23 protein-coding genes are annotated in these 25,554 nt (G+C 48.0%); 8 read left to right on the top strand and 15 right to left on the bottom strand.

Going from position 1 to position 25,554, the window contains the following annotated elements; all coding sequences use genetic code 11:
* Window positions 1-14 precede the first annotated feature (14 nt).
* The 4 genes from ACT89M_RS25770 to ACT89M_RS25785 form a co-directional block, all read right to left on the bottom strand.
* Window positions 15-353 carry a hypothetical protein gene (locus tag ACT89M_RS25770; protein ID WP_154891326.1) on the bottom strand — a complete coding sequence of 113 codons (339 nt, stop codon included), beginning with the start codon at window positions 351-353 and terminating at the stop codon, window positions 15-17.
* 12 nt (window positions 354-365) lie between these two features.
* Window positions 366-614, bottom strand: a complete 249-nt coding sequence (locus ACT89M_RS25775) for a hypothetical protein (protein ID WP_154891327.1) — start codon at window positions 612-614, stop codon at window positions 366-368.
* A 218-nt stretch (window positions 615-832) separates the two neighbouring features.
* A complete protein-coding gene (gene ychF, locus ACT89M_RS25780; RefSeq protein ID WP_123065294.1) occupies window positions 833-1,933 on the bottom strand; it encodes a redox-regulated ATPase YchF in 1,101 nt (366 codons plus the stop codon).
* A 135-nt stretch (window positions 1,934-2,068) separates the two neighbouring features.
* The gene (locus ACT89M_RS25785) at window positions 2,069-2,539 is read right to left on the bottom strand and encodes a GNAT family N-acetyltransferase (RefSeq protein ID WP_308722724.1); all 471 of its coding nucleotides are present in this window, start codon (window positions 2,537-2,539) and stop codon (window positions 2,069-2,071) included.
* Between the two features lie 371 nt (window positions 2,540-2,910).
* Here ACT89M_RS25785 and ACT89M_RS25790 point away from each other — a divergent pair, with 371 nt between their 5' ends.
* Window positions 2,911-3,372, top strand: coding sequence for a hypothetical protein (locus ACT89M_RS25790; protein ID WP_308722723.1), 462 nt, complete (start codon window positions 2,911-2,913; stop codon window positions 3,370-3,372).
* 88 nt (window positions 3,373-3,460) lie between these two features.
* On the opposite strand, the gene ACT89M_RS25795 is transcribed toward ACT89M_RS25790, so the two are convergent.
* The 11 genes from ACT89M_RS25795 to ACT89M_RS25845 all read right to left on the bottom strand — a co-directional run bounded on the left by ACT89M_RS25795 (window position 3,461) and on the right by ACT89M_RS25845 (window position 16,589).
* Window positions 3,461-3,631 carry an aspartyl-phosphate phosphatase Spo0E family protein gene (locus ACT89M_RS25795; RefSeq protein ID WP_308722722.1) on the bottom strand — a complete coding sequence of 57 codons (171 nt, stop codon included), beginning with the start codon at window positions 3,629-3,631 and terminating at the stop codon, window positions 3,461-3,463.
* A gap of 265 nt (window positions 3,632-3,896) precedes the next feature.
* The gene (locus ACT89M_RS25800) at window positions 3,897-5,267 is read right to left on the bottom strand and encodes a helix-turn-helix domain-containing protein (protein ID WP_154891331.1); all 1,371 of its coding nucleotides are present in this window, start codon (window positions 5,265-5,267) and stop codon (window positions 3,897-3,899) included.
* Between the two features lie 408 nt (window positions 5,268-5,675).
* On the bottom strand, window positions 5,676-6,743 hold the full coding sequence (fni, locus tag ACT89M_RS25805; protein ID WP_308722721.1) for a type 2 isopentenyl-diphosphate Delta-isomerase: 1,068 nt from the start codon (window positions 6,741-6,743) through the stop codon (window positions 5,676-5,678).
* A 439-nt stretch (window positions 6,744-7,182) separates the two neighbouring features.
* Window positions 7,183-8,703 (bottom strand): phytoene desaturase family protein, encoded by a 1,521-nt coding sequence (locus ACT89M_RS25810; protein ID WP_308722787.1) that lies wholly within the window; start codon window positions 8,701-8,703, stop codon window positions 7,183-7,185.
* Window positions 8,704-8,816: 113 nt separating this feature from the next.
* The gene (locus ACT89M_RS25815; RefSeq protein WP_261769495.1) at window positions 8,817-9,977 is read right to left on the bottom strand and encodes a glycosyltransferase family 2 protein; all 1,161 of its coding nucleotides are present in this window, start codon (window positions 9,975-9,977) and stop codon (window positions 8,817-8,819) included.
* Window position 9,978: 1 nt separating this feature from the next.
* Window positions 9,979-10,752, bottom strand: a complete 774-nt coding sequence (locus ACT89M_RS25820; protein WP_154891333.1) for a lysophospholipid acyltransferase family protein — start codon at window positions 10,750-10,752, stop codon at window positions 9,979-9,981.
* The gene (locus ACT89M_RS25825) at window positions 10,721-11,488 is read right to left on the bottom strand and encodes a carotenoid biosynthesis protein (protein WP_308722720.1); all 768 of its coding nucleotides are present in this window, start codon (window positions 11,486-11,488) and stop codon (window positions 10,721-10,723) included. Before ACT89M_RS25825 ends, ACT89M_RS25820 begins: the two co-directional genes overlap by 32 nt.
* Complete coding sequence (locus tag ACT89M_RS25830) at window positions 11,488-12,360, bottom strand: phytoene/squalene synthase family protein (protein ID WP_090922801.1); 873 nt, start codon at window positions 12,358-12,360, stop codon at window positions 11,488-11,490. Before ACT89M_RS25830 ends, ACT89M_RS25825 begins: the two co-directional genes overlap by 1 nt.
* Complete coding sequence (locus ACT89M_RS25835; protein ID WP_308722719.1) at window positions 12,357-13,820, bottom strand: phytoene desaturase family protein; 1,464 nt, start codon at window positions 13,818-13,820, stop codon at window positions 12,357-12,359. Before ACT89M_RS25835 ends, ACT89M_RS25830 begins: the two co-directional genes overlap by 4 nt.
* Window positions 13,817-15,367 (bottom strand): phytoene desaturase family protein, encoded by a 1,551-nt coding sequence (locus ACT89M_RS25840; RefSeq protein ID WP_308722718.1) that lies wholly within the window; start codon window positions 15,365-15,367, stop codon window positions 13,817-13,819. Before ACT89M_RS25840 ends, ACT89M_RS25835 begins: the two co-directional genes overlap by 4 nt.
* A gap of 295 nt (window positions 15,368-15,662) precedes the next feature.
* Entirely contained in the window at window positions 15,663-16,589 is a 927-nt protein-coding gene (locus ACT89M_RS25845) for a MerR family transcriptional regulator (protein ID WP_090922795.1), read from the bottom strand.
* A gap of 216 nt (window positions 16,590-16,805) precedes the next feature.
* Between ACT89M_RS25845 and ACT89M_RS25850 the strand changes: the two genes are divergently transcribed.
* The 7 genes from ACT89M_RS25850 (at window position 16,806) to ACT89M_RS25880 (ending at window position 25,304) form a co-directional block, all read left to right on the top strand.
* Window positions 16,806-18,302 (top strand): phospholipase D family protein, encoded by a 1,497-nt coding sequence (locus ACT89M_RS25850; protein ID WP_253499662.1) that lies wholly within the window; start codon window positions 16,806-16,808, stop codon window positions 18,300-18,302.
* A 159-nt stretch (window positions 18,303-18,461) separates the two neighbouring features.
* Window positions 18,462-19,076, top strand: a complete 615-nt coding sequence (locus ACT89M_RS25855; RefSeq protein ID WP_154891337.1) for a TetR/AcrR family transcriptional regulator — start codon at window positions 18,462-18,464, stop codon at window positions 19,074-19,076.
* A 5-nt stretch (window positions 19,077-19,081) separates the two neighbouring features.
* Complete coding sequence (locus ACT89M_RS25860; RefSeq protein WP_308722717.1) at window positions 19,082-19,438, top strand: DMT family transporter; 357 nt, start codon at window positions 19,082-19,084, stop codon at window positions 19,436-19,438.
* Window positions 19,438-19,752 (top strand): DMT family transporter, encoded by a 315-nt coding sequence (locus tag ACT89M_RS25865; protein WP_090922789.1) that lies wholly within the window; start codon window positions 19,438-19,440, stop codon window positions 19,750-19,752. The genes ACT89M_RS25860 and ACT89M_RS25865 overlap by 1 nt, the downstream gene beginning before the upstream one ends.
* A 253-nt stretch (window positions 19,753-20,005) precedes the next feature.
* On the top strand, window positions 20,006-20,137 hold the full coding sequence (locus ACT89M_RS25870) for a hypothetical protein (protein WP_261764621.1): 132 nt from the start codon (window positions 20,006-20,008) through the stop codon (window positions 20,135-20,137).
* 886 nt (window positions 20,138-21,023) lie between these two features.
* Window positions 21,024-21,971: a TetR/AcrR family transcriptional regulator gene (locus ACT89M_RS25875; protein ID WP_487344886.1), complete on the top strand. Its 948-nt coding sequence runs from the start codon at window positions 21,024-21,026 to the stop codon at window positions 21,969-21,971.
* A 33-nt stretch (window positions 21,972-22,004) separates the two neighbouring features.
* Window positions 22,005-25,304 (top strand): efflux RND transporter permease subunit, encoded by a 3,300-nt coding sequence (locus ACT89M_RS25880; protein ID WP_487344887.1) that lies wholly within the window; start codon window positions 22,005-22,007, stop codon window positions 25,302-25,304.
* The last annotated feature ends 250 nt before the right edge of the window (window positions 25,305-25,554 follow it).

The raw sequence follows: 25,554 nt of genomic DNA on the forward strand, positions 1-25,554 counted from the left end.
GCTTATGCCTCTGGCTAGAGCAATTCGTCCTCCAACTGCTCCAGCACAACACTCCACCATGTTTCTTCATCAAGCAAACTTACAGGGTCTTTCTCTGTATAAAATAAACGGAGTTGCTTCACTGCTTCATCTTTTCCGGACTGCTCTTTTTGCGTTAAACGAGGTTTAATCTCTCCGCGTCGAAATGCTTCCAGCTTCGCTTCCGCTTGTTCCAGTGTCATGACCGTGGGCTCATAGGCTTTGGAGTGCTCCTCTACGATTGCCGTGTACCTGCTCAGAAACGCCAGAAACAGGTGGAGACTGCTGTTCATTACAGCATACTCTCCACTCTGCACATCGACTCTATACAGTATGCCCGTTCCAGCTTACACCCCAAGAATGGCCGTCTGCTCATCCCATTCATAACCGATGGGTAACAGCGTTTTGAGATCATCCGATGTCCTCATTAACTCCATATCCGGCAATGGGTTGAACCTAATACCAAGTACATCTTCACCGTCCAACGTAAGCTGTGGCAAGCCAGAATGAAGCAGTAACCCCTGTGTTTCTTCGGTTAAATTCGCTTTTTCTACAAGCAGAGGATCGTATCGAACACACCGGGACGTTATATCCACTCTTGCCACCTCCTCCAAAGGTCCTTCTTTCTTTTATTATATCCATCATGGGTAAACAATCCAGTGAAAACGGAATCAACCTTGCATATACTGACCGTTGTTTCGGAGTAAAATGCAAACAAAAACAGCACTATTCCCCTACGAAAGAGATAGTGCTGTTCTTTATTTTAACCGGTAAACCTCTGAAGGCTGACCCGTCTTTAATCATTTATTTAAGATTACACGTTGAAACGGAAGTGCATCACGTCGCCGTCATTTACCACGTACTCTTTACCTTCCAGACGCAGTTGACCGCGCTCTTTGGCACCGTTCATGGAACCCGCTGCAACCAGATCGTCATAAGAAACAACCTCTGCACGGATGAATCCGCGTTCGAAGTCGGTGTGAATGACACCCGCTGCGCCAGGCGCTTTAGTTCCTTTACGGATGGTCCATGCACGAACCTCTTGTACACCCGCTGTAAAGTACGTATACAATCCGAGCAATTTATAAGCCGCTTTGATAAGCAAGTTCAGACCGGAATCCTCGATCCCGAGCTCTTCCAGGAACATTTGTTTATCTTCGCCTTCCAGTTCGGAGATTTCTTCCTCCACTTTTGCACTGATCGGCACCACTTCTGCATTTTCAGCAGCTGCGAACTCTCTTACCTTTTGCACATATGCATTGTTCGCTACATCACCAATTTCGTCTTCAGCCACATTGGCCGCATACAGAACGGGTTTCAGCGTAAGCAAGTGCAAGTCACGTACAATCAGACGCTCTTCGTCTGTCAGCTCCATGCTACGTGCAGGCTTGTCTTCATAAAGGACCGCTTTGACTTTCTCCAATACTTCCACTTCTTGAGCAGCCGTTTTGTTGCCACCCTTCATGTTTTTCTTGGAACGGTCGATTTTTTTCTCAACACTCTCGATGTCCGCCAGGATCAACTCCAGGTTAATCGTCTGAATGTCACTTACAGGATCAATCTTGCCATCGACGTGAGTGATGTTCTCGTCTACGAAACAACGAACAACGTGCACAATCGCATCCACTTCACGGATGTGTGCAAGGAACTTGTTACCCAGGCCTTCACCTTTGGAAGCTCCGCGTACCAGACCTGCGATATCAACAAACTCAAATGCGGTAGGCACTGTTTTTTTGGGTACAACGAGTTCTGTCAATTTGTCCAAACGCTCGTCCGGTACTTCAACGATCCCCACGTTCGGGTCAATCGTACAAAACGGATAGTTTGCAGACTCGGCACCTGCTTGTGTAATTGCATTAAACAATGTAGATTTACCAACGTTCGGCAAACCAACGATTCCTGCTTTCAAAGCCATGTATATGACAACTCCTCATTCATTACTTGTTCGGTATGGATAATCCTATCCATTATATATGACAAACCCCAAGGCATCAAGGAACTTCGCCGACTCATCGGCAATCATCCTCATCTTTAAATCCCGTGACTCATGCTAGCCTTTGATCTCCTTATACATCGTCAGGTCTGTCACTTCATAGCCCATCTTGCGATACAGGCTGCTTGCCCGCTCATTATGTCCAAACACATGCAGCCCGATGCGATCCACCCCAAGACTTCGCGCGGTCTTTTCGAGTGCATCCATCGTTTCTGTGCCGTACCCTTTGCCGCGATATGCTTCTTCCACCACGATATCCAGCAGAAAAGCTTCTTTCCCCCGGCGATTCTCCGTAATATTAAACCAGAGGTATCCGACAATGCCGTCCACCGGATGCATCAGATTAAACACATATGCCCCTGGCGTCTCTAATCCTTCCGGAAGATAACGCTCATACGATTCCTCTGCCCGTTGTAGCGCTTCTTCTGGCGCCCACGTTCCTGCTTCTACTTTTTCCTGTGCAAAATCTTCAATTGAACGGCTACGAAAACTCGCAAATTGTTCCGTATTCATTGGAGACAGTTCCATGTTATTTCCTCCTGATCTAGTTGTGATCACTTGAGTGTGATTGTTAAGATGGCCTACGTATGAACTTTATGTACAGTCTAGTACACTTACAAATCAGCACCTCTTCAAGTACCTCATTACATGAACCACATTAAATGAACCTTATTCCAAGCGCTTCAACTTCTTATGTTGAGCACTCATCCTAATCGACTTTACACGTTTCCAAGCATTTATCTTATTGCTCTGCTCGTTCTCCTTCATATTGTACCTTATTGTTTGAACATACACTGTAAAATAATGCTCTTGCACCAACTTTTGCATGCATCCCTGCGTTTATATCTTTAATACGAGACACCCGTATACAACAATCGAATAGAAAGGACGGTTTAACCATGCACACCAAACCACGTCGTCCCTTTTCCAAACTAAAACTAATGATTGCCCTTGGCCTGTTCCTTGCACTGGGTACCATTGTAGTGATGAGTTTTCTAAATGCCATCGATCCGTTCCGCAAACTAAGAATTACGATTGATAATCAGTCAGACTATGACATTACTCAGATTAAGACAGGCATAACCCATTTGAATCAACCCGTTCTCGATGCGAGCACAGCAGATAAAACAGAAGATTCCGATCTGCTCTATACCTTTAGCGAAGAAATCGTTAGCGGGGAAAAAATAAAGTATACTCCAAAATTGCATTTTTTAGGCGAAAGTTCCGTCTACGTCATACTTAAGGACAGCCGCGGCAAAACCTATACAAAAACAGCCTGTGGATATACAGAATCTGTATCAGGAACTTCCCTCATCACGATAACTAATGAGAATATAACTGTGAAGGAAAATTGTACTTAAATTGAATGTTTCTCTTTCTACACATCCACTTATGTTAAAATAGGAGGGAGAGCGACCGGCCAAAGTTTCTCGCCCAGAGGTCGATGGATTACTCCATCGGCTTTACCCTTTTAACAAGATTGTACATATTAATGAGTTCGTCCAGTACCATAGATTGATGGATCACCTGAGGGTGAAGAAGCTCGCCGTACTCCGTTTTTATTTGATGGAGTCTCTCCCTCGCTTCTTCGATCCGCAGTTTGAGTTCGCCCCGCTCCATAACACCCCTCCCTGCTGTACCATTGTAGAACATCCTGCTAATTAACATAAATTCAAATAAACTCCAACAGTGAAAACGACAAAAAAACACCCTTTTCTGAAACACCTTTGGACAATCTAACCAACTGTCTGTATAAGGAATTTCAAAACGGAGGATGCATCAGGATGCAACAAACCTAATTTCTTTAGACCTGTGGAGATCGCCCCTAGGCCTATACATACATGTGGATATGTTCCTTGTTACTTTTTACTTAGCATGTACCCACTCATCGTTCGGGACTGTATAATCTCTGAATCTTTTGAATAAGCATTTCGGCACTTGGCTTGACCCCGAGTCCAGTGACCACGTACTGCAAATCATCAAACAGGCCTAGACAATCGAGAAGCCCATCTTTATTCATATTTTCAATCGCAAATTCCATGCCTTGGCGAATGTAAGCTACACCTCTGTCATAGTTGTTATTTCTTAAATAATACGTACCTAACCCTGCAAGCAAAATACCATATTGATCATTGGTGTATTGTTTGCTCATTTTTCCGAAGCGACTGCTCTGTTCCTCGTAATCCAGATGAGATTGATACTGCTCAAGTACCTCGTCAATATTGACATTATATCGATTTGCTGCGGTCACGATGGCGCATAGCGCAGGAAATATTTCTTTTTTGCGATCAGAGATATACGTTAAATAATCTGGAATCAACGCTGTTTCACCCGACAGCAATCTGAAATAGTAGTTATTCCCTTCTGACCAATCCTGAAACTGAAGAATTACCATCTTTTCCTCTTCTGTAGGATCTTTGATCCAGCTGTAATCAGCATATTTGGAGACATACTGAAGGGTTTCTTCATACTTCCCATGTTGATAACTGACCTCAGCAAGCGCAAGATACGAATACAAAGCATAATACACAATCTTCTTTTTGGTTCTGGTCTCTACTTCTCGTAATGTTTTCTTGGCATCATATTGAATAAAAGCTTTGATCTGTAACTGGTCAGCGAATTCTTTCACTTTGTCCCAGCGGCGCAAGGATGCATACACATTGATCAGTTCATTCAGCGCATCGAATTGGTATTGCTCATCAAGACGTTCTACAAATAGTTCGAACCTCGTGGCTAGCGTAAGATTATGAACCTGGTCATTCGAAAGCCCTATTGAAAACAGACGATATTGGCATAAAGCCAGACGTTCCGAATGTTGCAACTTCTCACTCTCAGCAACACAGCGATAGAGCGGTTTACAAGCCTCCATCTTGCCTTCGCTATGCAACTGCTCTGCCAGCTCAAACAACAGAGGCACATAGGAAAGGTTATCCATCACATAGTTCACCGCTGTCTCCATATGTGTTATATGGCCTAGCTCCGCACAACGATATAGAAAAGGTCTGAGCCTTCTCCAATCCAGGGTAGAGTCTACTAAATACTCATGTATGTATAGTTCATATAATTCGCCTTCAGGCATTCCGATGCCAGCAGTAATACGATCTAACTGATTTAAGCCTATCGGACGATTCCCTTTCAACGTACCGCTCAATGTCCCGGAATTCACGCCAGAAATCTCGGAAAAGCGATTGATGGTCATTCGATTCCTTTTCAAAAAATGTTCTAAATGGTCACGAATTGTAGCTTTTTCGCTCAACGGGACACCGCCTTCCCATGAAATGAAGCTTAATGCGATCATACAATATTTTGGTAAGTATCATCAATATTTAACTTGTAAATATTTTACTTTAATATGCAAAAAAAACCGCCCTATTTTAATTGAGCGGATTAAGAACGATCTGCGATTGCTACGATGGGACTCGAATCATTCTAACGATCACCAGGGAGCTTATTTACTTGAAAAGCTACGTTTTTCACTCATTTTTGCGGAATTTCACACAAATAACGCTTCTGGTGATCGTTAGATTGTCAAACACCGCAAAATGCGCGAAATAAGGTTCTGTGAGATCGTTAGAGCCTCTGAGTCGATACAGCCACTCCGCTCACTAACCTTCGCTTCCGCACTCTGAGTCCTCGGCATCCATGTCGCCCGACCCCAACAACATTACCGCCGCTCAACCAGACGTTCTGTCCGCTTCACCTCTGCAACGCTGCCTGCGCCGATGCCGAACATGACGGTGCGTAGCTCGAATTCGACCTGCTCCAGCCGCTCGGACAGTGCTTCGTCGGAGGTGACGGCGGATTCGAGCAAGGAGCGACCAAAACCTGCGAGGTCGGCACCGAGCGCGAATGCTTTGGCAGCATCCACGCCAGTGTACAGTCCGCCGCTACCGATCAGCGCCCCATCGGGGTTCAGTGCCCGCACATCCTGGATGCATTCGGCTGTCGGAATGCCCCAATCGGCAAAAGCTTCAGCAGCCGCCCGGCGTACCGGGTTATTGTTGCGATACTTCTCCACCTGTACCCAGCTTGTACCACCTGCGCCAGCCACATCGATGAAGGCTACGCCTGCTTCGTACAATCGCTGTGCCGTCACACCATCGATGCCAAAACCAACTTCCTTAACACCGACAGGCACGTCCAGCTCACGACACAATTTCTCGATTCGTTGGTACAGACCACAGAAGTTCGTATTGCCTTCGGGCTGGAATACTTCCTGCAGCGTGTTCAGATGCAGCACGAGCAGATCCGCGCCGGCGATATCTACGGCACGCTGGAAATCAGCCGCGCTGAAGCCGTAGTTCAGCTGAACCGCGCCCAGGTTCGCGATGACCGGGATGTCCGGTGCCCAGCGGCGGACATCAAATGTGCTTGCGAGTTCCGGCTGCTCTACGGCAGCCCGGATCGAGCCTACCCCGAGCGCCCAGCCTCTGGCGTTTGCTACCCGTGCAAGGCGCTCATTTATCGCGCCTGTGGTCTTGCTTCCACCCGTCATCGAACTGATGAGCAAGGGTGTACGCATTTTTTTGCCAAGGAACGAAGTGTCCAGATTCACCTCTTCAAAATCCAGCTCCGGCAGCGGATGATGACGAAACGCATACTTCTCCAGGCCGCTCGTTATGCCTTCTCCTGCCACATTCTCCTCCAGACAGAGGCGCACGTGCTCCAGCTTCCGTTCTCCCGTTGCCACTTCGGGCAGCAGCCGTCTGCCGGCTCGCTCTTGTTCGTTCATGATGAGACCTCCTATGTGAGAATGATGTGCAGGGTAGGCTCATCTGCGTTGTTATGCTTCCTGTTCCCTACCCCATGCTGAGTTGCTCTGTAACTCTTGTTTCTATGTAAAATGCGGTTGCAATGGACTGGGAGAAATCACTCACCGTTCTATCCACTCACACCTATTCAATAAATCATCCTTGTGTCGTTAATCGCTCGGCTTATTCATTCGGTTCTTAGACAGACCATATAGGGTAGTGTCCATCAATGGACAACTCTATCCAGTATACCGTTCCTCTCAACCTAATGAAAGGACACTCCAAAACCCCCATGATCTCAAACATGAATTCATTAGAGTTTCGGAGCTTCTATTTTATCTCATTTGAGTCTTGTAGCGCCTCGGTCCACCTCATTAACTTCATCAAGTTCCAGCACACCTGGTTCTCCACGTGCTTGCTCTACCTTCCCAGCTCCGTTGCAAGTCGCTCCCCCACAAGCTGGCCGGACAGCGTAACAATCGGGGTTCCGCCGCCAGGATGGGTTGTACCGCCAACGTACCAGAGCCCTTGAACATCTTTGCTCTGATTGCCTGGTCGCATAAAAGTCTGTTTCACCGAATTGGAGGAAATGCCATAGATCGACCCTTGATGAGCGAGTGTATCCCGTTCAATATGTTGCGGTGTGTAACAAATTAACACTTCCGATTGCATCAACCCGCCAATACCACGCGCCTCCAATTGTTCCAGCACAAACTCACCGTAACGATATTTCTGCTCTTCCCAGTTCCACGCTTGAGACAAATACGGTGCATTCACCAAAATGAACAAATTGCTCGCCCCTTCCGGAGCCATACCTGCTTCGGAATAACCCGAGTAACAGATGTATATCGTTGGATCTGAGGGCATCCTGCGATCACGGAAAATATCATCAAACTCCAGCTTATACTGCTCTGGAAAAAAGACCGTGTGATGTAATAACTGATCGTACTTTCTGCGCACTCCCGCCAGGGTTACGAATCCTGAGATGGAAGGTTCGTACTTGGCAATCCGGGCATCACTCATTCGTTTCCGATGCTCCGGCGCGAGCAGTAACTTGTTTACACTAAGCACATCTCCATTAGCCACGACCTGTTCTGCTTCCATAAAGCCCCGATCCGTATCCACGCCGATCACCTTGCCATGCCGAGTCACGATCTGATGCACTTCTACACCCGTCAGAATCCGCACGCCTTTTTCCTGCGCAAGCCGGGTCATGCCTTCAATCAGCTGATACGTTCCGCCTTTGACCCCGTAGATGCCCACCTCTGCTTCCACATGACCCATCATGGCAAAAATAGAAGGCGACAGATACGGAGATGATCCTACATACGTGGCGTACCGCCCGAACATGGCGAGTGTGTGTGGATGGCTGAAATACCTGCGTAGCAACTTATCCAGCCTGACTGTAGGCCGCACCCGAAGCAGACTGCGCAACATTTGAAGGTTGTATTTATCAGACGGATTCAGTAGCAACTTACCGAGGAAATGACGATTCGCCTCCGCATACAATGCGGCAGATTCATCCATAAACGCATCATAACGCAAGGCATCCTCCGGACTGTACACAGCAATCTGCTCTTTCATCCAGCCGCGATTTCTAGACAGATCGACCACTGTTCCATCCGCAAAAACATTACGTGTTCTAGGCTCCAGCTCGTACAACTGCACATAGTTCTCCATCACCACGCCTGCCTGATCAAAAACCGAGCGAAACGCATCCGGCATCGTAATCGTGCTCGGCCCGCGGTCAAAATGATACCCGTCCTGCTGGATCTGTTGCAACTTGCCGCCCACATGCGCCTGACGCTCCAGAATGGTTACTCGCAAGCCCGCCGTAGCAAGGCGAATCGCACAGGATAGACCGCCGAAGCCTGCCCCGATTATAATGACATCCTGTTTCAAGTTCCCGTTTGAGGCCTCCGCCCGGTGCCCGTTATCCATTTTCATCTCTTTTCCCAGCAACATTCCTGCCCCTTTACTACCTTCTCCTATACCTTGGTCTCTCTCTGTATCTTCTGAACCGTCACCATTTCCATTCTCCTGTACACTCTGCATCAGCTATAACGCCTGCCTTTCCATACATACCCTTTACCAGATCGACCTGCCTGCCATGAGGCCAGACCAATAGCAATCACACACGCCATGCTGATCGGTTGAAAAAGAGCAAGCCACCACGGCTGACCTCCGATATGATCGGATACCCGTTTTACGGCCATGCCAAGCAATGTGCCTATGAAACCATAGAGAAATGACGTTTCACTGCCCGTTAATAGCCCTATAACCAGACCCAGCGGCGGCACAATATACATCACAAAGTACATCAGCATCGTCCCAAGCAACAGCACGTCCTTGCGTCCCATGCCTTCATACATATTTTTCTTATATCCGTTCCATACTTCTGCACCGTTCTGATACATCCGCGTACTCGTCACATCATGGACATCCGCCAGCATCACGGGATGACCGGCACGTTTCACTGCTTTGGCGAGACTCATGTCGTCCACCAGATGCCCTTGAATCGCTGCATGACCGCCGGACGCTTCATAACTTGTTCGATGAATAAGCAAAAAAGCCCCCGTAGCGGCGACAAACATCGGACTTGCCGATCTGCGTATCATAAAAATAGGAAGATGGCTGATGATCGTAAACATCATCATGGGCACAACAAGCTTTTCCATCCAGGTCTTCGCCACCTGGTAAGGGAAGCCGGTGACCAGCCCGCCGCCCTGCGCGCACCCGGCAGCAAAAGTCTGCCGAATGGCATCCGGCTTGACCCGAACGTCCGCATCCACGAACATAAACCAGTCTCCTTGGGCTTCCTGAACCAATCGGTGACAGGCGTAGGATTTCCCCATCCAGCCCGCAGGTAGTTCAGTACCCCGAAGCAAACGTACGCGTGAGTCTCGCTCGGCAATCGCCTGAACCAAAGCGGCGGTTTCATCTTCGGAGCGGTCGTCCAGTACCAGCACTTCCATACGAAACCCCTTCGTATCGCTGGCAAGCACACTTTCCAAACATGCTTCAATATGTATTCGTTCATTTCGCGCGGGGATCAATACCGAAACAAGCTGATCGGATGGCACGATATTCATCTTACGGAATGATCGTACTTTGGGCAGGCAAAGGGCATTCCACACCGCAAAGAGCAATTGCAGTAGCAACCCTCCCACCAGACACATCCACAATATCTCAGATGCATTCATACTCTCACTCATGTTATCGGTTCACCCGCTTTCGTGCCGCATCGTATTTTTCACTAGTGGAGCGAATTCCCCGAATCAGAGGCTGTGCATCTGGCAGACTTCCTTGCCCAAGCCGAATCAACGTTGCTCTATGATCATTCAGTTGTTGCTCCAGCACACATCCCAGCCGATGAGCAATCTCTTCACTTTTCCACGTTTTCCAATCTTCCACAATCGGCAAGCCAGCCTTCATTGAAATTTCAGGCAGGTCATGCTGAACCATGCCATGACATAAGGTGACTGGCACGGCAATAGCCTGTGGAAAACGACGAAGCACGAGTCCAATGCCCGGACGAAACTGAATCGGCCGAGCCTCCTGATGCAGAATTTCACCCTGCGGGAATATCCAGACCCTTTTACCAGCAGCCAGCAACTCATTCGTATATTGCAACGATGTCCGCACACCCGATGCACTGTCCTTGTTGATTGAATACGCCCCGAGTTTGCGAAAAAAAGCATACTGCCGAAGCTGCCGCTCCTCCATCATCACATAATGATCCCCGCGCGAAGTTTGCTTCGCCGCATGATACAGCAGCAGTCCATCCCACCATGAGCTGTGGTTCATAAAATAGACAACAGGCTGATCCGGCGCTATAGGCAACACTCCATCCAAGCGCTTGCGATCTACGATATGTGGATCGAGTGAACCCGAGAGCGTAAACGAACGAAAACGTCTACGCAACAAATAATAATGGTTGTACAGCGAGAAGACCCGGTCAAACGCTTTGGACTTTACGGCGCGAATCATACAGCCAGCTCCCCTCGGCAAGCAGCACACCTGCGATGGCAATGATGAAACTGCCTGTTATGCCTTCTTTTAGCGCAAGCAGGCCAAACAGAAGGATAAATAGTTGGTACAACCATTTTGCCCGCAGTAGGGAATGCCGATCCTTCGGCATGGCCGGCAAAAAGAGAGACAGAAATGCTCCCATAATGAACCAGCTGATGTAGTTTGTCCACGGAACACCGTAGAACCCGCCTGGAGCCTGCCATTCCCAAAATCCCCTTGCATGAGCTACAGGATCGAGTACAAAATCCAGCACAATTGCCCAAAATCCCGTTTTGAGGGCTCGCACCAACTTCCCACCCCAGGTCGATCCACCGCCGCTAATCATCGCCGAGTTGCCAACGACTGCGATCCAGGCGAATCCAAGTGTTACCGGTACACTGAACAGATGGATGCCAAAGAAGTCGGAATAGGCATACTCGCCAAAAGGCCAGTGTGTATGTACACCGATCCATTCCACACCCATACCGCCCAGCCAGATGATAAAGGACGATATCCAGAGGTCGGGCCGTAGCCACTTGACTGACTGGTCGGACAGGTCAGATCGGCGATGTTGTTGATATATAAGGTCAAGCACATACAATGCGTAGAATACAAGAAATAGCCCATTAGAGAAGGATAACGCCTCAGGCACACCAATCGTAAGCATGAGGATGGCACCAATGGCGTACCATACCCAGTACATCCACTGAACCATCAGGATACCGCCATTCGGGAAGCTTGATACGCCAGCATCGGATACCGTTTCACAATCGCGCCCAGCATCTCCAGTTTCAATTCATCGCTGACATATGCTCGTTTCGTGTACACATCGTAGTCGTTACGCTCCACGGCGTGCAGGATCGTTGAATAGAAGGCCGCGGCTAACTCAATCGAAAAGGCACTTTCAACCGGATAGGTGTCCAAACGATCCATGCCGATCCGGAACCAGTTCAGCGCTGCTGCTTTCAGATCCTGAATGATGGCGATAAATCGTTCATCCACAATGCCGTCTTCCCAGTCCTGTTCGGAGTATCCGTGTTTCTCCATAATCTCCAGCGGTACATAACGGCGCATTCTGGCCCGGTCTTCACCCACATCCCGAATAATGTTCACAATCTGCATGCCTTTGCCTAGTGCGATACCATTCATCGCTACTTCCGAACCGTTATCATTACGGAGCACAGGTAGCAGCATCTCGCCTACGGTTCCGGCAACCAGATAACAATAGTGCTCCAGCTGTTCCAGCGTTGTATAGTGGGTCACTTCCAGATCCGTTAATTGGCCCTCCATCTGACGAAAAAACGGGCCTTTGTCCAGATGAGGAAAGCTGCTGAACAGCCATCTCAGCGCCGGCCAGATAAAGTGCCCCTCCGCTTCTTCGAGGTGTTCAAATAATTCACGAATCTCATGGATCGTATACGTTGATTGCTCCGGCTCATCCACACTGTCATCAATCATGCGGCAAAACGCATAGATGACATATACCGCCTCGCGGCGGGGACTGGGCAGGCCCTTAAACGCCTGATAAAAAGACGAGGAGCCCTTCTGCATCAACTCTTCACACCTGCTTAAAATCGCTTCGTTCATTTCCCCATCTCCTTCATGAGTTGATTGACAGCCATCCTAGCGCCTTGCATGACAATGGGCACGCCGCCTCCTGGATGTACCGATGCTCCGGCAGCATATAAACCTTGTATCTTCGAGAACGGCTTGGGCTGCGGTCGATACACACCCGACTGAAACAGGACAGGTGCAATGCCAAAGCTTCCTCCACCGTATAAGCCATCACGCGCGGCGTCAGCAGGTGTACGTACTTTTTTCCATTGCAACGCTGCACGGAGTCCCGGGAATCCTCGTTCTTCTGCTTCTTCCAGCACACGTTCTGCCAGCGCTTCACTCTCTTGTTCCCAGTTCACGCCTTCTGCGTCCGGTACCGGAATGAGGAAATACAGTACACTCTGCCCTGAAGGTGCAGCGGTCTCGTCCACTGCAGCCGGATTGAAGACGTAAAACGATGGCTTCGCGGGAATGCGCCGCTCGTTGAAAACTTGGCGCAAGCTACCATCCAGGCTTGGTGGCAAGAAAAACTGATGCGTTATGGCATCCTCCCACCTTTTATCTACTCCGGCGTAAATCAGCACACATCCCGATGAAGGGCGATACGGCTTACGTTTCACGGGTGCTTCCGGTACCTGCTTCATCAGCCCGCTCAAATTCGGAAAATCTCCGTTATAGATTACGGCATCCACCTTTTCAGCACCATCAGCCGTTTCAATCCCCTCGCATATTCCATTGCGGATCTCCAGTCCAGTGACTTCCGTGTTCAGCTTGATCTTCCCGCCGCGAGAGAGCAGTTCCTGCTCCAGAATAGCGGGCAGAGCCGCGTAACCGCCCTTCACCATCCAGATGCCATATTCGTGCTCGGCGTAAGGAAGCAATGAATAAATCCCAGGTGTACCAAAGGGCGACCCGCCGATATACAAGCTTTGCAGCGAATACGCATCGAGCAATTCTTCATGTTCAAAATAATCCCCAACGGCCTTCCGCACACTCTTGTGTGCACGCAGCTTGCCCATAAGCGACATGAGCGAAGGGGTGAAGAAGTCCCTTTTGCGCGGAAACATCTGTTCCAGAAACGCTGCCCGGCCTGCGGGGAACAACGTGTCCATATCCTTCATAAACCTGTTGAACCCTCGGCCTTCTCCCGGGAACAACCGTTCAATCTCGGCGGTCTGCTCTGCCCGGTCTGTCTTCTTGGTCATGACACGTCCGCTGTGATAATGCACCCGGTATAACGGGTCACAGCGTAGCAGCTCGACTTTGGAGCGATCCACACCGGCCTCTTCCAAAATGCCAAGCAACATCTCGGGCAGGAGGACAATGGTTGGCCCCTGATCGATCCGGTATTCCCCTTCCTGTTCAAAAGCTATCCGTCCGCCTACGCGAGAGCCTCGCTCGTACACGGTAACATCCCATCCCTGACGGTTCAGCAGCAACGCTGAGGTAAGCCCTCCAATCCCGGCACCTACAACAGCTGCCCGCTTCATGATTGTCCTCCGGCTTGGGCAGTCTTCACGTAGGAGGATGGCTTGGTACGTCTTCGTGCATCCTCTTCCTGAATCAATCTGACACTGATTCGCGCCGATTCAAAGATTGTCGGCAAGCCGCTACCCGGGTGCGTACCTCCACCCACCAGCCAAACGCGTTCCAATTCCTCAAACTGATTATGCGGTCTCAGATACATCATCTGGCCCAGATTATGTGCCATATTAAACGTTGCCCCCTGGTATACATCCAGCTCATTCTGCCAATCCAGCGGTGTGAACAGCATACTTTCTTCGATCCGGCCACGAATGTCTGCCAGTTCTGGAATCGCTTCGAGCCGCTTCAACATGTCTTCTTGCACCTTCGCTCGTTCCGCCTCCCAATTGATGTCTCCCGTAAGGTTTGGTGTTGGCATCAGCACATAAAGTGCAGATTTTCCTGCCGGAGCGAGTGTCGGATCGAGCCTGGATGGGTTATGAACATATAGAGACGGGTCTGCCGATAAAATTTTGTGCTTGGTAATTTCGTCTACATTCACCCGGTAATCTTCCGGAAAATAAATCGAGTGATGTGGCAGGTCGATCTCACCATCTACACCGAGATACAACATGGCTGTGGAACAAGAATATTTTTTCTGTTTCATTTTTTCGGGTGTATATTTTTTAAGTACGCCAGGTTCGAACAGATGGTTCACTGCATGGGCAAAATCGGCATTGAGCACGACATGGTCTGCTTCGATCCGTTCGCCGTTCTCAAGCAGTACACCCTCGGCGCGACCATTGCGAACAATAACCTGGTTCACCGGTGTAAGGGTGTGAATGCGTCCGCCATTCTCTTCAACGACATCCGCCATCGCCTGAAATACCCGATTCACGCCGCCGATCGGATGAAACAGTCCATATTGGTGTTCGATGAACGACAAGATCGTAAATGTTCCTGGACAATCCCATGCGGACATCCCCAAATATTTGGACTGGAATGTAAACGCCCAGCGCAGGCGTTCGTCGGTGAAGTACCGGGAAAGAATGCCGTAAACCGTATTATTTATATCAAGTTTAGGTAGAGCCGTAATCGCATCTTTACGTAAATAATCGGTGAGCTTCCCAAACGGACGGCGGAGCAGTGGCATCACTTTGCCAAACTTCACTTCTTCGTCCCGCATGTACCGGAGGTAATTCTCTTCATTGCCAGGGAACAGCTCTTTGATCTGCGCTGCTGTATCCTCCCGATTGCGTGAAGGCGTGAACACCTTATCTCCAAAGTTCAAAGCGTACAGCGGGGTCAGTTCTTTCATATCTACATAATCCGAGAGCTTGCGTCCGACCACATCAAACATCTCTTCAATCAACTGAGGCATCATCAAAAAGGTAGCCCCGCGGTCAAACTTATATTCACCAAGCTCCAGACGGGAAGATCGTCCGCCAATGGCTGGCTGTTTCTCGTATACATCAACCTCATATCCCTGACCGGACAGTAACATGGCTGCTGCAAGCCCACCCGGGCCTGCGCCAATGACGGCTGCACGTTTGCGTTGTTGATTCGGTATCATGCCACTCACCTTTCTATGTAGGACTATCTCTAGTTCTCAAGCCCCTAAACTATTATTAAACCGCAATGAAACACTTTAATCGGGTAAACTCGAAAACATTATACAAATCGTGTACAAATATTATACGACAAGTAAAACATAAAATGACCCGTGGGTCAAATTAATTGTTTTTTACACGTTAAAGATCTATATAATCCCATAAAAAAACATCCCTTGATCGCTGGATCAAAGGATGTCCTATATGAATCTATTCCATCAACATTCGCCTTATGTTCAATTGTTATCCTATCACTTGTTAGGCACCTGGTGGCCGATCCGTAAAATACTCCCGTTCAATCCAGGACTGCCAGTCTGCCGAATCTTCAGGCATAATCCATTCCGGGTGACGAGCGTGCTTCGCACGTTCAAACCCTTTGCCGCCCAGCACAAAACGGATATGAGGGAACTCGTCCCGAATTCGGTCAATCAGCTGATCACAAGGTTCCACAAGTCCGGGGCTCGTAATCGAAAGACAGACCAGTTTGATTTTCTGCTCGCGGAGAATCGGAAATACCCCTTCTTCCGGCGTATTGGCCCCGAGATACAGGACTTCCGCTCCATTTTTGCGCATAAATAAAGAGAACAACAATAAACCAACCTGATGATGTTCCCCTTCCGGACAGAGAGCAAGAACTTTGGGCAGATGCGGATAGATCGGGAACAGATGGAAAAACTGATAAAACCGCTGGGAGATCAACTGCGTCATGAAATGTTCCTGCGCTACCGTTGCACGTCCTGCTTCCCATGCGTCTCCAACCCGAACCAGGATCGGTACGAGTACATGGTAAAACATGCTGTCATATCCGTACATCGTGAAACCAAAATCAATCAAACCGTTGGCACGCTCGCCCTGAAAATGATAGAGAGAATCATAGATCTGATCGGCCATCTGTGCATGAGCTTCTTCCATCACGGGTACTGGGGGAACCATCGGCGCAGGTGAAGAAGAATCAGGCCTTTTAGCTTTCCTGATCTTCAACATGCGTACAGCCTCGGAGATATTGGCCTGATGCTGATCAATCTGCTCCTTTAGCCAGCGCAGATCCGCTACATTCTCTTCCGTGTACATGCGATAACCCGACTCTGTCCGCTCAGGGGTAACCGCATCATAACGATTTTCCCAAGCCCGGAGCGTGACCGCCTGAATGCCCAGCATGGCAGCGACTTGTTTGATGGAATACACGTGATTACCTACTTTCTCTCCATAAACGTTCTACAAAAATAATACGTTCATTATACACAACGACCCTACAGCTGTCGATTCATCCAATCCAAATTGCATGATTCGCCTGTAAAAATCTCATGATTCCCATACAACACCCGAATTCTGCCTCCTGCGTCAACATCGCTACACCTGTGGTAATAAACGTCAGCAAGTACAGAAAGGGGGAGTCCAACATTGTTCCCATTGCGCCGCCATACCTCTGACCGCAAATCTTCCCGCGGCAAATTCCCATACATACGCACAGCAATTGCACTACTTATCCTATGGTTTATTGCTGTTATGCTCTATCAGACCTATAAACCGCTACCACCAGGCATCTCTTATGAAAGTCAAGAATATCGGGTGAAGAATGTCGAGTTCCTTCATGACCTCACGTACCCTTCTGCCGACGGACAGATGCAGCATGAACAGCAGATTTTTCAGCGGATGAAACAGGTGGTTGAGGATGCCGAGCAATTTGTCCTGGTGGATATGTTTCTGTTCAACAATTATCAACACAAGGGACAGAACTTTCCGCCTGTCAGCCAGGAGTTTACTGATGCACTCCTTGCCAAGAAAATGCAACATCCCGATATGGACATCTGGTTCATTACCGATGAAGTGAACACCAACTATAACTCGGCCCCCAATCCGCTACTGGAACAGATGAAACAGGCCGATATTCATGTCGTCATCACTAATGTTGATCCACTACGTGATTCTACACCGGTATATTCCGCAGTCTGGCGTACGTTCTTCCAGTGGTTTGGTCAGTCCGGTAAAGGCTGGATTCCTAACCTGATGGCAACAGATGGCCCGGATGTTACATTACGTTCCTATCTAAAATTGCTGAATGTAAAGGCCAATCACCGCAAGGTTGTTCTAAGCGAAAAAACAGCTATTGTATCATCAGGTAACATTCATGATCCTAGCGCTTATCACTCCAACATTGGCTTTGAGGTTACCGGTCCGATCATTGGAGATATCATTCAATCGGAGCAAGCTGTTGTAGATATATCGGGCGGGGGCCAGCTTCCTGTCTATGACGAAATCTCCCACACTCCGTCTTCCGAGGAAGCCGATGAAAATGATCGGCCTGTTCGCCTTCGTTATGTGACCGAAGGCAAAGTCAATGATGCCTTGCTGGATGAGCTGAGCCAGGTGGGAAAAGGGGATACCATTTGGATGGGGATGTTCTACATCGCTTCACCAAAAGTATTGGAGGCTTTACTGGATGCCTCGGAGCGAGGAACCGATATCCGGCTTGTACTTGACCCTAACGAAAACGCCTTTGGTCAGGAGAAGATCGGCATTCCTAATCGTCCTGTAGCAGCGGAATTACATGGTAAATCGAATGGCAAAATCCAGATCCGCTGGTATAACACGACCAAGGAACAGTACCATACCAAAATGATGTATATTGCCAAAGCTGCTGGAGATCATATCGTGCTCGGTGGCTCAACCAACTTCACTCCCCGGAATCTGAATGACTACAATTTGGAGAATAATGTGTGGATTGCAGCTCCGGCAGACAACAAGTTTACGTTAGACGTTGCGAATTATTTCAAGCGCATTTGGACAAATGAAGATGCCGAATTCACTCTGAATCTGGAAGAGTTCCAGGAGAAGACCACCTTCCTGAAAGGCATTTTGTATAAACTGCAGCTCATTCTTGGGTTTACAACATTCTGACCAGGCCCCAACATAATTAAATATATCCTTGTAACAAGATACATCCGTCTGTACGTTTCATGTGCGGCGGGTGTATTTCCTGATTTTTCTATCCTATCTTGACAGAGGATGTAATGTGTGAAAAGATGTTACCTAACGACCGTTAGGAAGGTGAATGTGATGACTGCTTATTCCATCCGGGACGCGGCCCTGTTTCATTTTGCCAGAGACGGCTATGAAGGGGCTTCCTTGAGAGCGATAGCTGATGAAGTCGGGATTAAGAAACCCTCTATATACGCGCATTTTAGCTGTAAAGAGGACTTGTTTATGCACACGCTGGACCATGCATTCGATGAAGTACGGCGACATACCTTGGAATATTTCCGTGACCACGCCCACCTGCCACTGGAACAACGGCTGCGGGGGTTGTTGACGTGGTTTGAGCAGGAGTATCAGAATCATGCCTCTGCCAGATTGATGCTACGCAACTGTTATTATCCGCCGCCCGATCTGTATAGCCAGGTGATGGATCTGGTATATCCATTTCTGGACGGAATGGAGCGTGCATTGTCACGGCTGTTTCAACGAGCGATTCGCGAGGGGGATGTTCCGCCTATTCCTGCCGAGCAGGCCGCCATTGCTTTTATGACCTTTCTCGATGGCATTACTGTTGAAATTATCTATGGAAGCTCACGTCGGTACAAGAGACGGCTGGATGCTTCCTGGCCTGTCTTTTGGAATGGTATACACAGCTTGAATGAACAGGCACGCCCTATCGTGCCAGAAGGAGATTGAACATCATGAACCGCAACTGGTTATACGTTTTTGTAGGAGGCATTATTGAAATTGTGTGGGTTAGCGGACTAAAACATGCTTCGAATGCTTGGGAATGGGCATTGACGGGAGTCGCCATTGTCATTAGTTTCGGCCTGATCATTGCTGCGGCTAAACGACTGCCTGTGGGTACGGTCTACGCCGTGTTTACAGGGATCGGTACAGCAGGTACAGTGTTGGCCGAAATGTTGCTGTTCGGTGAGCCGTTCCGTTTAGCTAAAATGCTACTGATCGGACTGCTGCTCTGCGGTGTCATTGGGCTGAAACTCGTCACGGATCAGCAAGAGAAGCAGAAACCACAGGTTAAAGGAGGTGCCGTCTAATGGCTTGGCTTGCGATTGTAGGTGCAGGAATTTGTGAAATTTTCGGAGTCATCGGCATCAACGGAGCTTCTACGCGTAAGGGTTGGCCTTACATTGTCCTGATGCTGGTATCATTCGTATTCAGCTTCTCGCTGTTATCTTACGCGATGACATCTATCCCTATGGGCACAGCCTATGCGGTGTGGACAGGAATTGGCACAGTGGGAAGTACGGTGACGGGTATGCTTCTGTTTGGTGAACGTAAAGAAGCGAAGCGGCTACTGTTCATTGCAATGATTTTGGTGGCAGCGGTAGGATTGAAAATCATTACGTAATGTAATGAATATCGTGCAATATAATGGATATTATCAACTTCAGGCAGAAAGACGACTTCACTCAGGGAGTCGTCTTTTTTTGTAGGTACGATTGTTTTAAGTACGTTTGTATATGTAGGTTCGTGTAGGTAGGCTTATGTAGGTACAAATTTCAGGTGAAATTTTTTAAGCACAACAAGTGATTTGGGATATAATGTAATCAAAGAGGCGGCCTTGTTATCAAGCTCAATTGGAAAGAAGGAGAGTGCTTTTTATGAAAAAATGGTTGGTACGTATCGGCGCGTATACCGGTTATTCGTTCTTGATCGCACTTGCACTCTTCTATCTCTTTTTCTTGGGAGTAATCATCATGATCGCTGTATACGATTTTATGGGAGGGGCATAGTCTGCTTTCTCTTTACTTCACTTGCTCTTTTTTCTTAGACTCGCAATGCTTTACTTGGATTTTCATTTATTCCTTTTTTATTTTAATTTCTTTTATTGAACTGTATTATATCTTCTTTAATTTGTTCTGATTTATTTTAGTTTATATCGATTTATGTTGGTTTACTTTCTATTTGCGCTTTCCTTCGCTTTTGCCCCTATTTCGTTCTCTACTTCTCGCCTCCCTCACTTCTTTACTTTACTTACTCCTTCTTGTTTTGCTTTGTTTTGCTTGGCTTACTTCCCTCCATTCGATATTCATTCACTTTTTCTCTCTTTTCCTTTTCCGAAGTAGCGCGGTTCATGCATTTAATTTCTAACGATCACCAGTAACGCTATTTGGGCCAAATTACAGGTTTTAGATTTCTAACGATCTCAGGTGAGCTTATTTCAGGATTTTGATGCGAAAATGGACGTCCAGCTTGTGTTTTCAACAAAATAAGGTTTCTGGTGATCGTTAGAATTTCAATAGGATGAATATTGCTCAAATAAGCTCCACTGTGATCGTTAGAATAAATTTTCGATATGTTCTCGAGTCGTCCTTAAGAGCGTTGTTGAGGTGTTGATGTGTTTTCGATGCGTCCTTTATACATTCTTCCATTCCCTCTCCAAAAAGTACAACGTACAGCTTTACGGCTTGCGTACTGTACTCTCTCAGTTCTTCTCTCGATTCATTAAGAGTTCTTTCTGGGCTCCCCTCTCGGTTCTTTTCTCAGTCCACTTTTCGGCTCTTTCACACCCCTACACCGTGCACATTTGTAATCCCTCATTCACATCGTTTATACTTAGTTTGACCACAAAGTCAATTCAAGAACTCAAGAGTTCCCAGTGAGGTGAACATACCCTTAATGAACCCGATCCATGGGATGAATGAAAAAAGAAAACTGGTCATCACCACAGCGCTCAAGCTGTTTTCCGCTAAGGGAAGCGCAGCAACCTCCATGCAGGAGATTGCCGAGTTATGTGGTATGTCCAAAGGCAGCTTATATCTCATGTTCAAATCCAAAGAGGAACTGGAAGCCAGTACGCTGGAGTACTGTGTATACATTCTTATGGACGAGATGTCCCAAATTGAACACGAGAGCAGCCTGACCTCCAGAGAACGGCTACATAAACAGATTGAGGTGCTACTAACGCATGTTGCGGAATTGAAGGAATTTTTACGCATCCAACTACGCAGCATGATGATGGATGATGAACAACAGCGCAAAGAGCACTGCACTCCTCAGCAAAGAGATATTGAGATACGTACATTGCATTGGTTCAAAAACAAACTGGAGGATCTATACGGCTCCGAGATCGAGTCTTATACGATTGATCTTATCCTTCTGACACATGGACTATTCCTGTCGTACGTCAAAATCTGGTTTACCGAAATGCCTTCTCTTACGGTCAATAAGATGGCTACGCATCTTTTGCAAATGATGGATTATGCAGCACAGGGCTGCCTCCAGCATCGGCCTGAACCTCTGATTCCGCTGGATCAGTGGCCTGCCTGGATTGCTGAACCCCAACTAGATGCAACCATGTTGCGGCATCCCGTCCATATTCTGAAACAGATGCAAGATATCGCATCAAGCGACCTGCCCGCCGGTCAGTCAAAAAATGATGTGCTTGAAACCATAGCCATACTAAGACAAGAGATCATGGAATTTACGCCAAGGCGTGCCATCATTCTCGGCATGATGCGTAACCTGGAAGGGATAACTATCCTTGAACCGATGCACTCCGAGCTTCAGCACATTATGGATACCATGTATAACCGGTTTATCCAGGCTGACTCGTCACACACATAAACAGGAGAAACAGAGAGGAGAAGAAACCAACGTATGAAAGGGATTATTAACTTTTCACTGAACAACAAGTTTGCAATCTGGATTCTGACCATCATCATCTCATTCGCAGGCTTGTACAGCGGAATGACGATGAAGCAGGAGACTATTCCGAACATCAATGTACCGTTTCTGAATGTCACGGCGATTGATCCGGGTGCGGCTCCAGAAGGTATTGTAGAAGATGTCACGAAGCCGCTGGAACAGAAGCTACGCAACCTCGAGGGTGTGAAGACCGTCACCTCCACTTCTATGGAGAATGCGGCATCCATCACGCTGGAATTCGACTATGGAACGGACCTGACGAACGCAACAGCTACGGTTCGTGAAGCACTGAACGAGGTGCAATTGCCGGACAGTGTGCAGAAACCAACTATCTCCAAGTTCAGCATTAACTCGTTCCCGGTTGTATCCCTCAGTTTGTCTGACAAAGACGGCGGGGATTTGGAAGAACTGACACGGCTCGTAGAATCGGATATCAAACCTGCACTAGAAGATATTGATGGTGTAGCTCAGGTTCAAGTGTCCGGTCAGTACGTTAAAGAAGTGCAATTGACGTTTAATCAAGCCAAAATGGCTGAACTCGGTCTAAGCGAAGATACGGTGAACGGAATCGTTAAAGGTTCATCCATTCGTGTGCCGCTCGGCCTATTTGAACTGGATAAATCCCAGAAAGCCGTTGTTGTAGACGGCAACATCATCGGACTCGATGATCTGAAAAATCTAGCGATTCCAGTCGTACCAAGCGGAGCTGGTGCAAACCAAGGTGCTGGGGGTGCTACAGGCCAGGGTGCCGGTGCGCAAGGGGCTTCCCAAGGTGGCGGTGCTCAAACCGGTCAAGCTACAGGTCAAACCGCTGATCCATCGGCTCAAGCTGGACAAGGTGAATCTGGTGCTGCGCAAGGGTCCAATCCTGCAGCTGGTCAAGCTGATAGCGGCAATGTTGCTACAGCAAATCCATCGGGTGCCGCAGGTGCGGCAAATGCAGCAGGAATCCCTACCGTGAAGCTGAGTGACATTGCCAAGATTGAGGTCATCGGTCAAGCCGAGTCCATCTCCCGCACGAACGGCAAGGAATCCATTGGTATTTCCGTAGTGAAATCCAACGATGCCAATACGGTGGACGTGGTTAAGGCCGTCAAAAGTAAAGCCGAAGAACTGCAAAAGCAATTCAAAAATGCAGAATTAACGATCCTGCTTGACCAAGGTCAGCCTATCCAGGATTCCGTCAACACGATGCTGGGCAAAGCTGTATTTGGTGCCCTGTTCGCGATTCTGATTATCCTACTCTTCCTGCGTAACATCCGTTCAACGATTATCTCCATTATCTCGATTCCGCTCTCCCTGCTCATGGCATTGACGGCGCTCAATCTGATGGACATTACCTTGAACATGATGACACTGGGAGCTATGACGGTTGCGATCGGCCGGGTTGTCGATGACTCCATCGTTGTTATCGAGAACATCTACCGTAGGCTGACACTCAAAAATGAGAAGCTCCGAGGCCGGGATTTGGTCCGTGAAGCGACTCGCGAGATGTTTATCCCGATCCTCTCCTCGACGATTGTTACGATTGCGGTATTCTTGCCGCTGGCACTCGTTAGCGGTATGGTCGGAGAGTTGTTCATGCCATTCGCCTTGACGATGGTATTCGCCCTGCTCGCATCCCTGCTGGTTGCGATCACCATTGTTCCAATGCTGGCACACAGCTTGTTCCACAAAGGAATCAAAAATAAACAAAACCATGAAGAGAAGCCGGGCAAACTGGCTGAAAGCTACAAACGCCTGTTGAACTGGACGCTCTCTCACAAAATCATTACCGTTCTTATTGCGGTTCTACTATTGGTCGGCAGCTTGTTCCTGTACCCATTCATTGGCACAAGTTTCTTACCAGAGCAGAAGGATAAATTCGCCACGATCACCTATAGTCCAGAAACGGGTTCACTTCGTGAAGATGTAGAAAAAGAAGCCCTCGTTGCTGAGAAATGGTTACTGAAACAGCCAGGTTTGGAGAAAATGCAATATTCCATCGGCGGTGGTAACCCGCTCGCTAGCATGGGTGGAGGCGGCGGTAACTCTGCACTCTTCTACATTCAATACAATAAAGACACCAAAGATTTTACCGATGTGAAGAAACAACTGGTTGAAGGTTTGCAAAAAGAAGTGACCAAAGGCACATGGAGTGAACTCGACATGTCCGGCGGATTTGGCGGAAGCAACTTAAGCCTGTCCATCTACGGGGATAGTGTGGAGCAATTGAAACCTGTAGCTGAAGAAGTCCTGAAACTGGTTCAAGCGGAAAAGGACTCTTTTGAAAAAGCAGATACCACCATCTCCGACACCTACGGTCAGTACACCCTCGTTGCCGATCAGGAGAAGCTGAGCAAACTCGGCCTTACGGCGGGTCAACTGGCAATGGCACTGAGCCCTGTACGTGAACGTCCGGTACTTACGGAAGTGGATATCGACAACAAAACGTACAAAGTCTATGTAGAAACGGACAACAAAACGTTCAGCAGCATCAAGGATATTGAAAATGAAAAGGTCACTTCACCGCTGGGCATCCAGGTTCCAATCAAGGATGTAGCCAAAGTGGAAGAAGGCACTTCACCGAACTCCATTATGCGTATTGATGGTAAAGTGGTTGTACAGGTGACAGCGAACATTCTGGCATCCGATGTGACCAAAGCTTCGCAAAACCTGAAAGCCAACATCGACAAGCTGGACTTGCCGGATGGCGTTGAAGTGAAGTTTGGCGGTACAACCGAACAGATTAATGACACCTTTACGCAGCTTGGTCTGGCAATGCTGGCAGCCATTGCGATTGTATACTTCGTGCTCGTGGTGACATTTGGCGGCGGACTTGCACCATTCGCGATTCTGTTCTCTCTGCCATTCACCGTGATTGGTATCATGGTTGGTTTGTTCATCGCAGGGGGTACACTAGACGTATCCGCAATGATGGGTGCATTGATGTTGATCGGTATCGTTGTTACCAACGCCATTGTTTTGATCGACCGTGTTATTCATAAGGAAAACGAAGGACTCACGACGCGTGAAGCGCTGCTGGAAGCCGGAGCTACACGTCTGCGTCCAATCCTGATGACCGCTCTCGCAACGATTGGTGCCCTGCTGCCACTGGTAACAGGTCTCGAAGAAAGTGCAGGTATCATCTCGAAAGGACTCGGAATTACCGTAATCGGTGGTCTGATCAGTTCTACACTGCTTACGCTGGTCATCGTGCCAATCGTGTATGAGTTCCTGATGAAATTCAAAAAGAAAAAAATCGTCGATTAATTCAGTCTATCGTTATTCCCACGATTCAGATGTGATCGCGAGCAAAAATTTGCCCTTGACGGGTACTGGAATCTGTAGTGATTCCCGTGCCTGATCAAGGGCATTTTTTATCGTGTCGATGGTAAAAAGTCGAACATATATCTGATGCTCATTTTAGATACAAAACAAAAAGGATAACTATTTTTGTCATCCAGACCAAATGAGCGTCAGGTTTAATCTCATCTTATCTAAATGCACGTATACTTATCTT

This window comes from Paenibacillus sp. NN59, from assembly GCF_057597225.1.

Coding starts and splice junctions, on each gene's coding strand:
- ACT89M_RS25835 (WP_308722719.1), bottom strand. CDS start 13,820: ATGAAGCGGGCAGCTGTTGTAGGTGCCGGGATTGGAGGGCTTACCTCA.
- ACT89M_RS25840 (WP_308722718.1), bottom strand. CDS start 15,367: ATGATACCGAATCAACAACGCAAACGTGCAGCCGTCATTGGCGCAGGC.
- ACT89M_RS25880 (WP_487344887.1), top strand. CDS start 22,005: ATGAAAGGGATTATTAACTTTTCACTGAACAACAAGTTTGCAATCTGG.
- ychF (WP_123065294.1), bottom strand. CDS start 1,933: ATGGCTTTGAAAGCAGGAATCGTTGGTTTGCCGAACGTTGGTAAATCT.
- ACT89M_RS25830 (WP_090922801.1), bottom strand. CDS start 12,360: ATGAACGAAGCGATTTTAAGCAGGTGTGAAGAGTTGATGCAGAAGGGC.
- ACT89M_RS25865 (WP_090922789.1), top strand. CDS start 19,438: ATGGCTTGGCTTGCGATTGTAGGTGCAGGAATTTGTGAAATTTTCGGA.
- ACT89M_RS25810 (WP_308722787.1), bottom strand. CDS start 8,703: ATGGATAACGGGCACCGGGCGGAGGCCTCAAACGGGAACTTGAAACAG.
- ACT89M_RS25870 (WP_261764621.1), top strand. CDS start 20,006: ATGAAAAAATGGTTGGTACGTATCGGCGCGTATACCGGTTATTCGTTC.
- ACT89M_RS25825 (WP_308722720.1), bottom strand. CDS start 11,488: ATGGTTCAGTGGATGTACTGGGTATGGTACGCCATTGGTGCCATCCTC.
- ACT89M_RS25860 (WP_308722717.1), top strand. CDS start 19,082: ATGAACCGCAACTGGTTATACGTTTTTGTAGGAGGCATTATTGAAATT.
- ACT89M_RS25875 (WP_487344886.1), top strand. CDS start 21,024: ATGAACCCGATCCATGGGATGAATGAAAAAAGAAAACTGGTCATCACC.
- ACT89M_RS25785 (WP_308722724.1), bottom strand. CDS start 2,539: ATGGAACTGTCTCCAATGAATACGGAACAATTTGCGAGTTTTCGTAGC.
- ACT89M_RS25790 (WP_308722723.1), top strand. CDS start 2,911: ATGCACACCAAACCACGTCGTCCCTTTTCCAAACTAAAACTAATGATT.
- ACT89M_RS25820 (WP_154891333.1), bottom strand. CDS start 10,752: ATGATTCGCGCCGTAAAGTCCAAAGCGTTTGACCGGGTCTTCTCGCTG.
- ACT89M_RS25795 (WP_308722722.1), bottom strand. CDS start 3,631: ATGGAGCGGGGCGAACTCAAACTGCGGATCGAAGAAGCGAGGGAGAGA.
- ACT89M_RS25855 (WP_154891337.1), top strand. CDS start 18,462: ATGACTGCTTATTCCATCCGGGACGCGGCCCTGTTTCATTTTGCCAGA.
- ACT89M_RS25815 (WP_261769495.1), bottom strand. CDS start 9,977: ATGAGTGAGAGTATGAATGCATCTGAGATATTGTGGATGTGTCTGGTG.
- fni (WP_308722721.1), bottom strand. CDS start 6,743: ATGAACGAACAAGAGCGAGCCGGCAGACGGCTGCTGCCCGAAGTGGCA.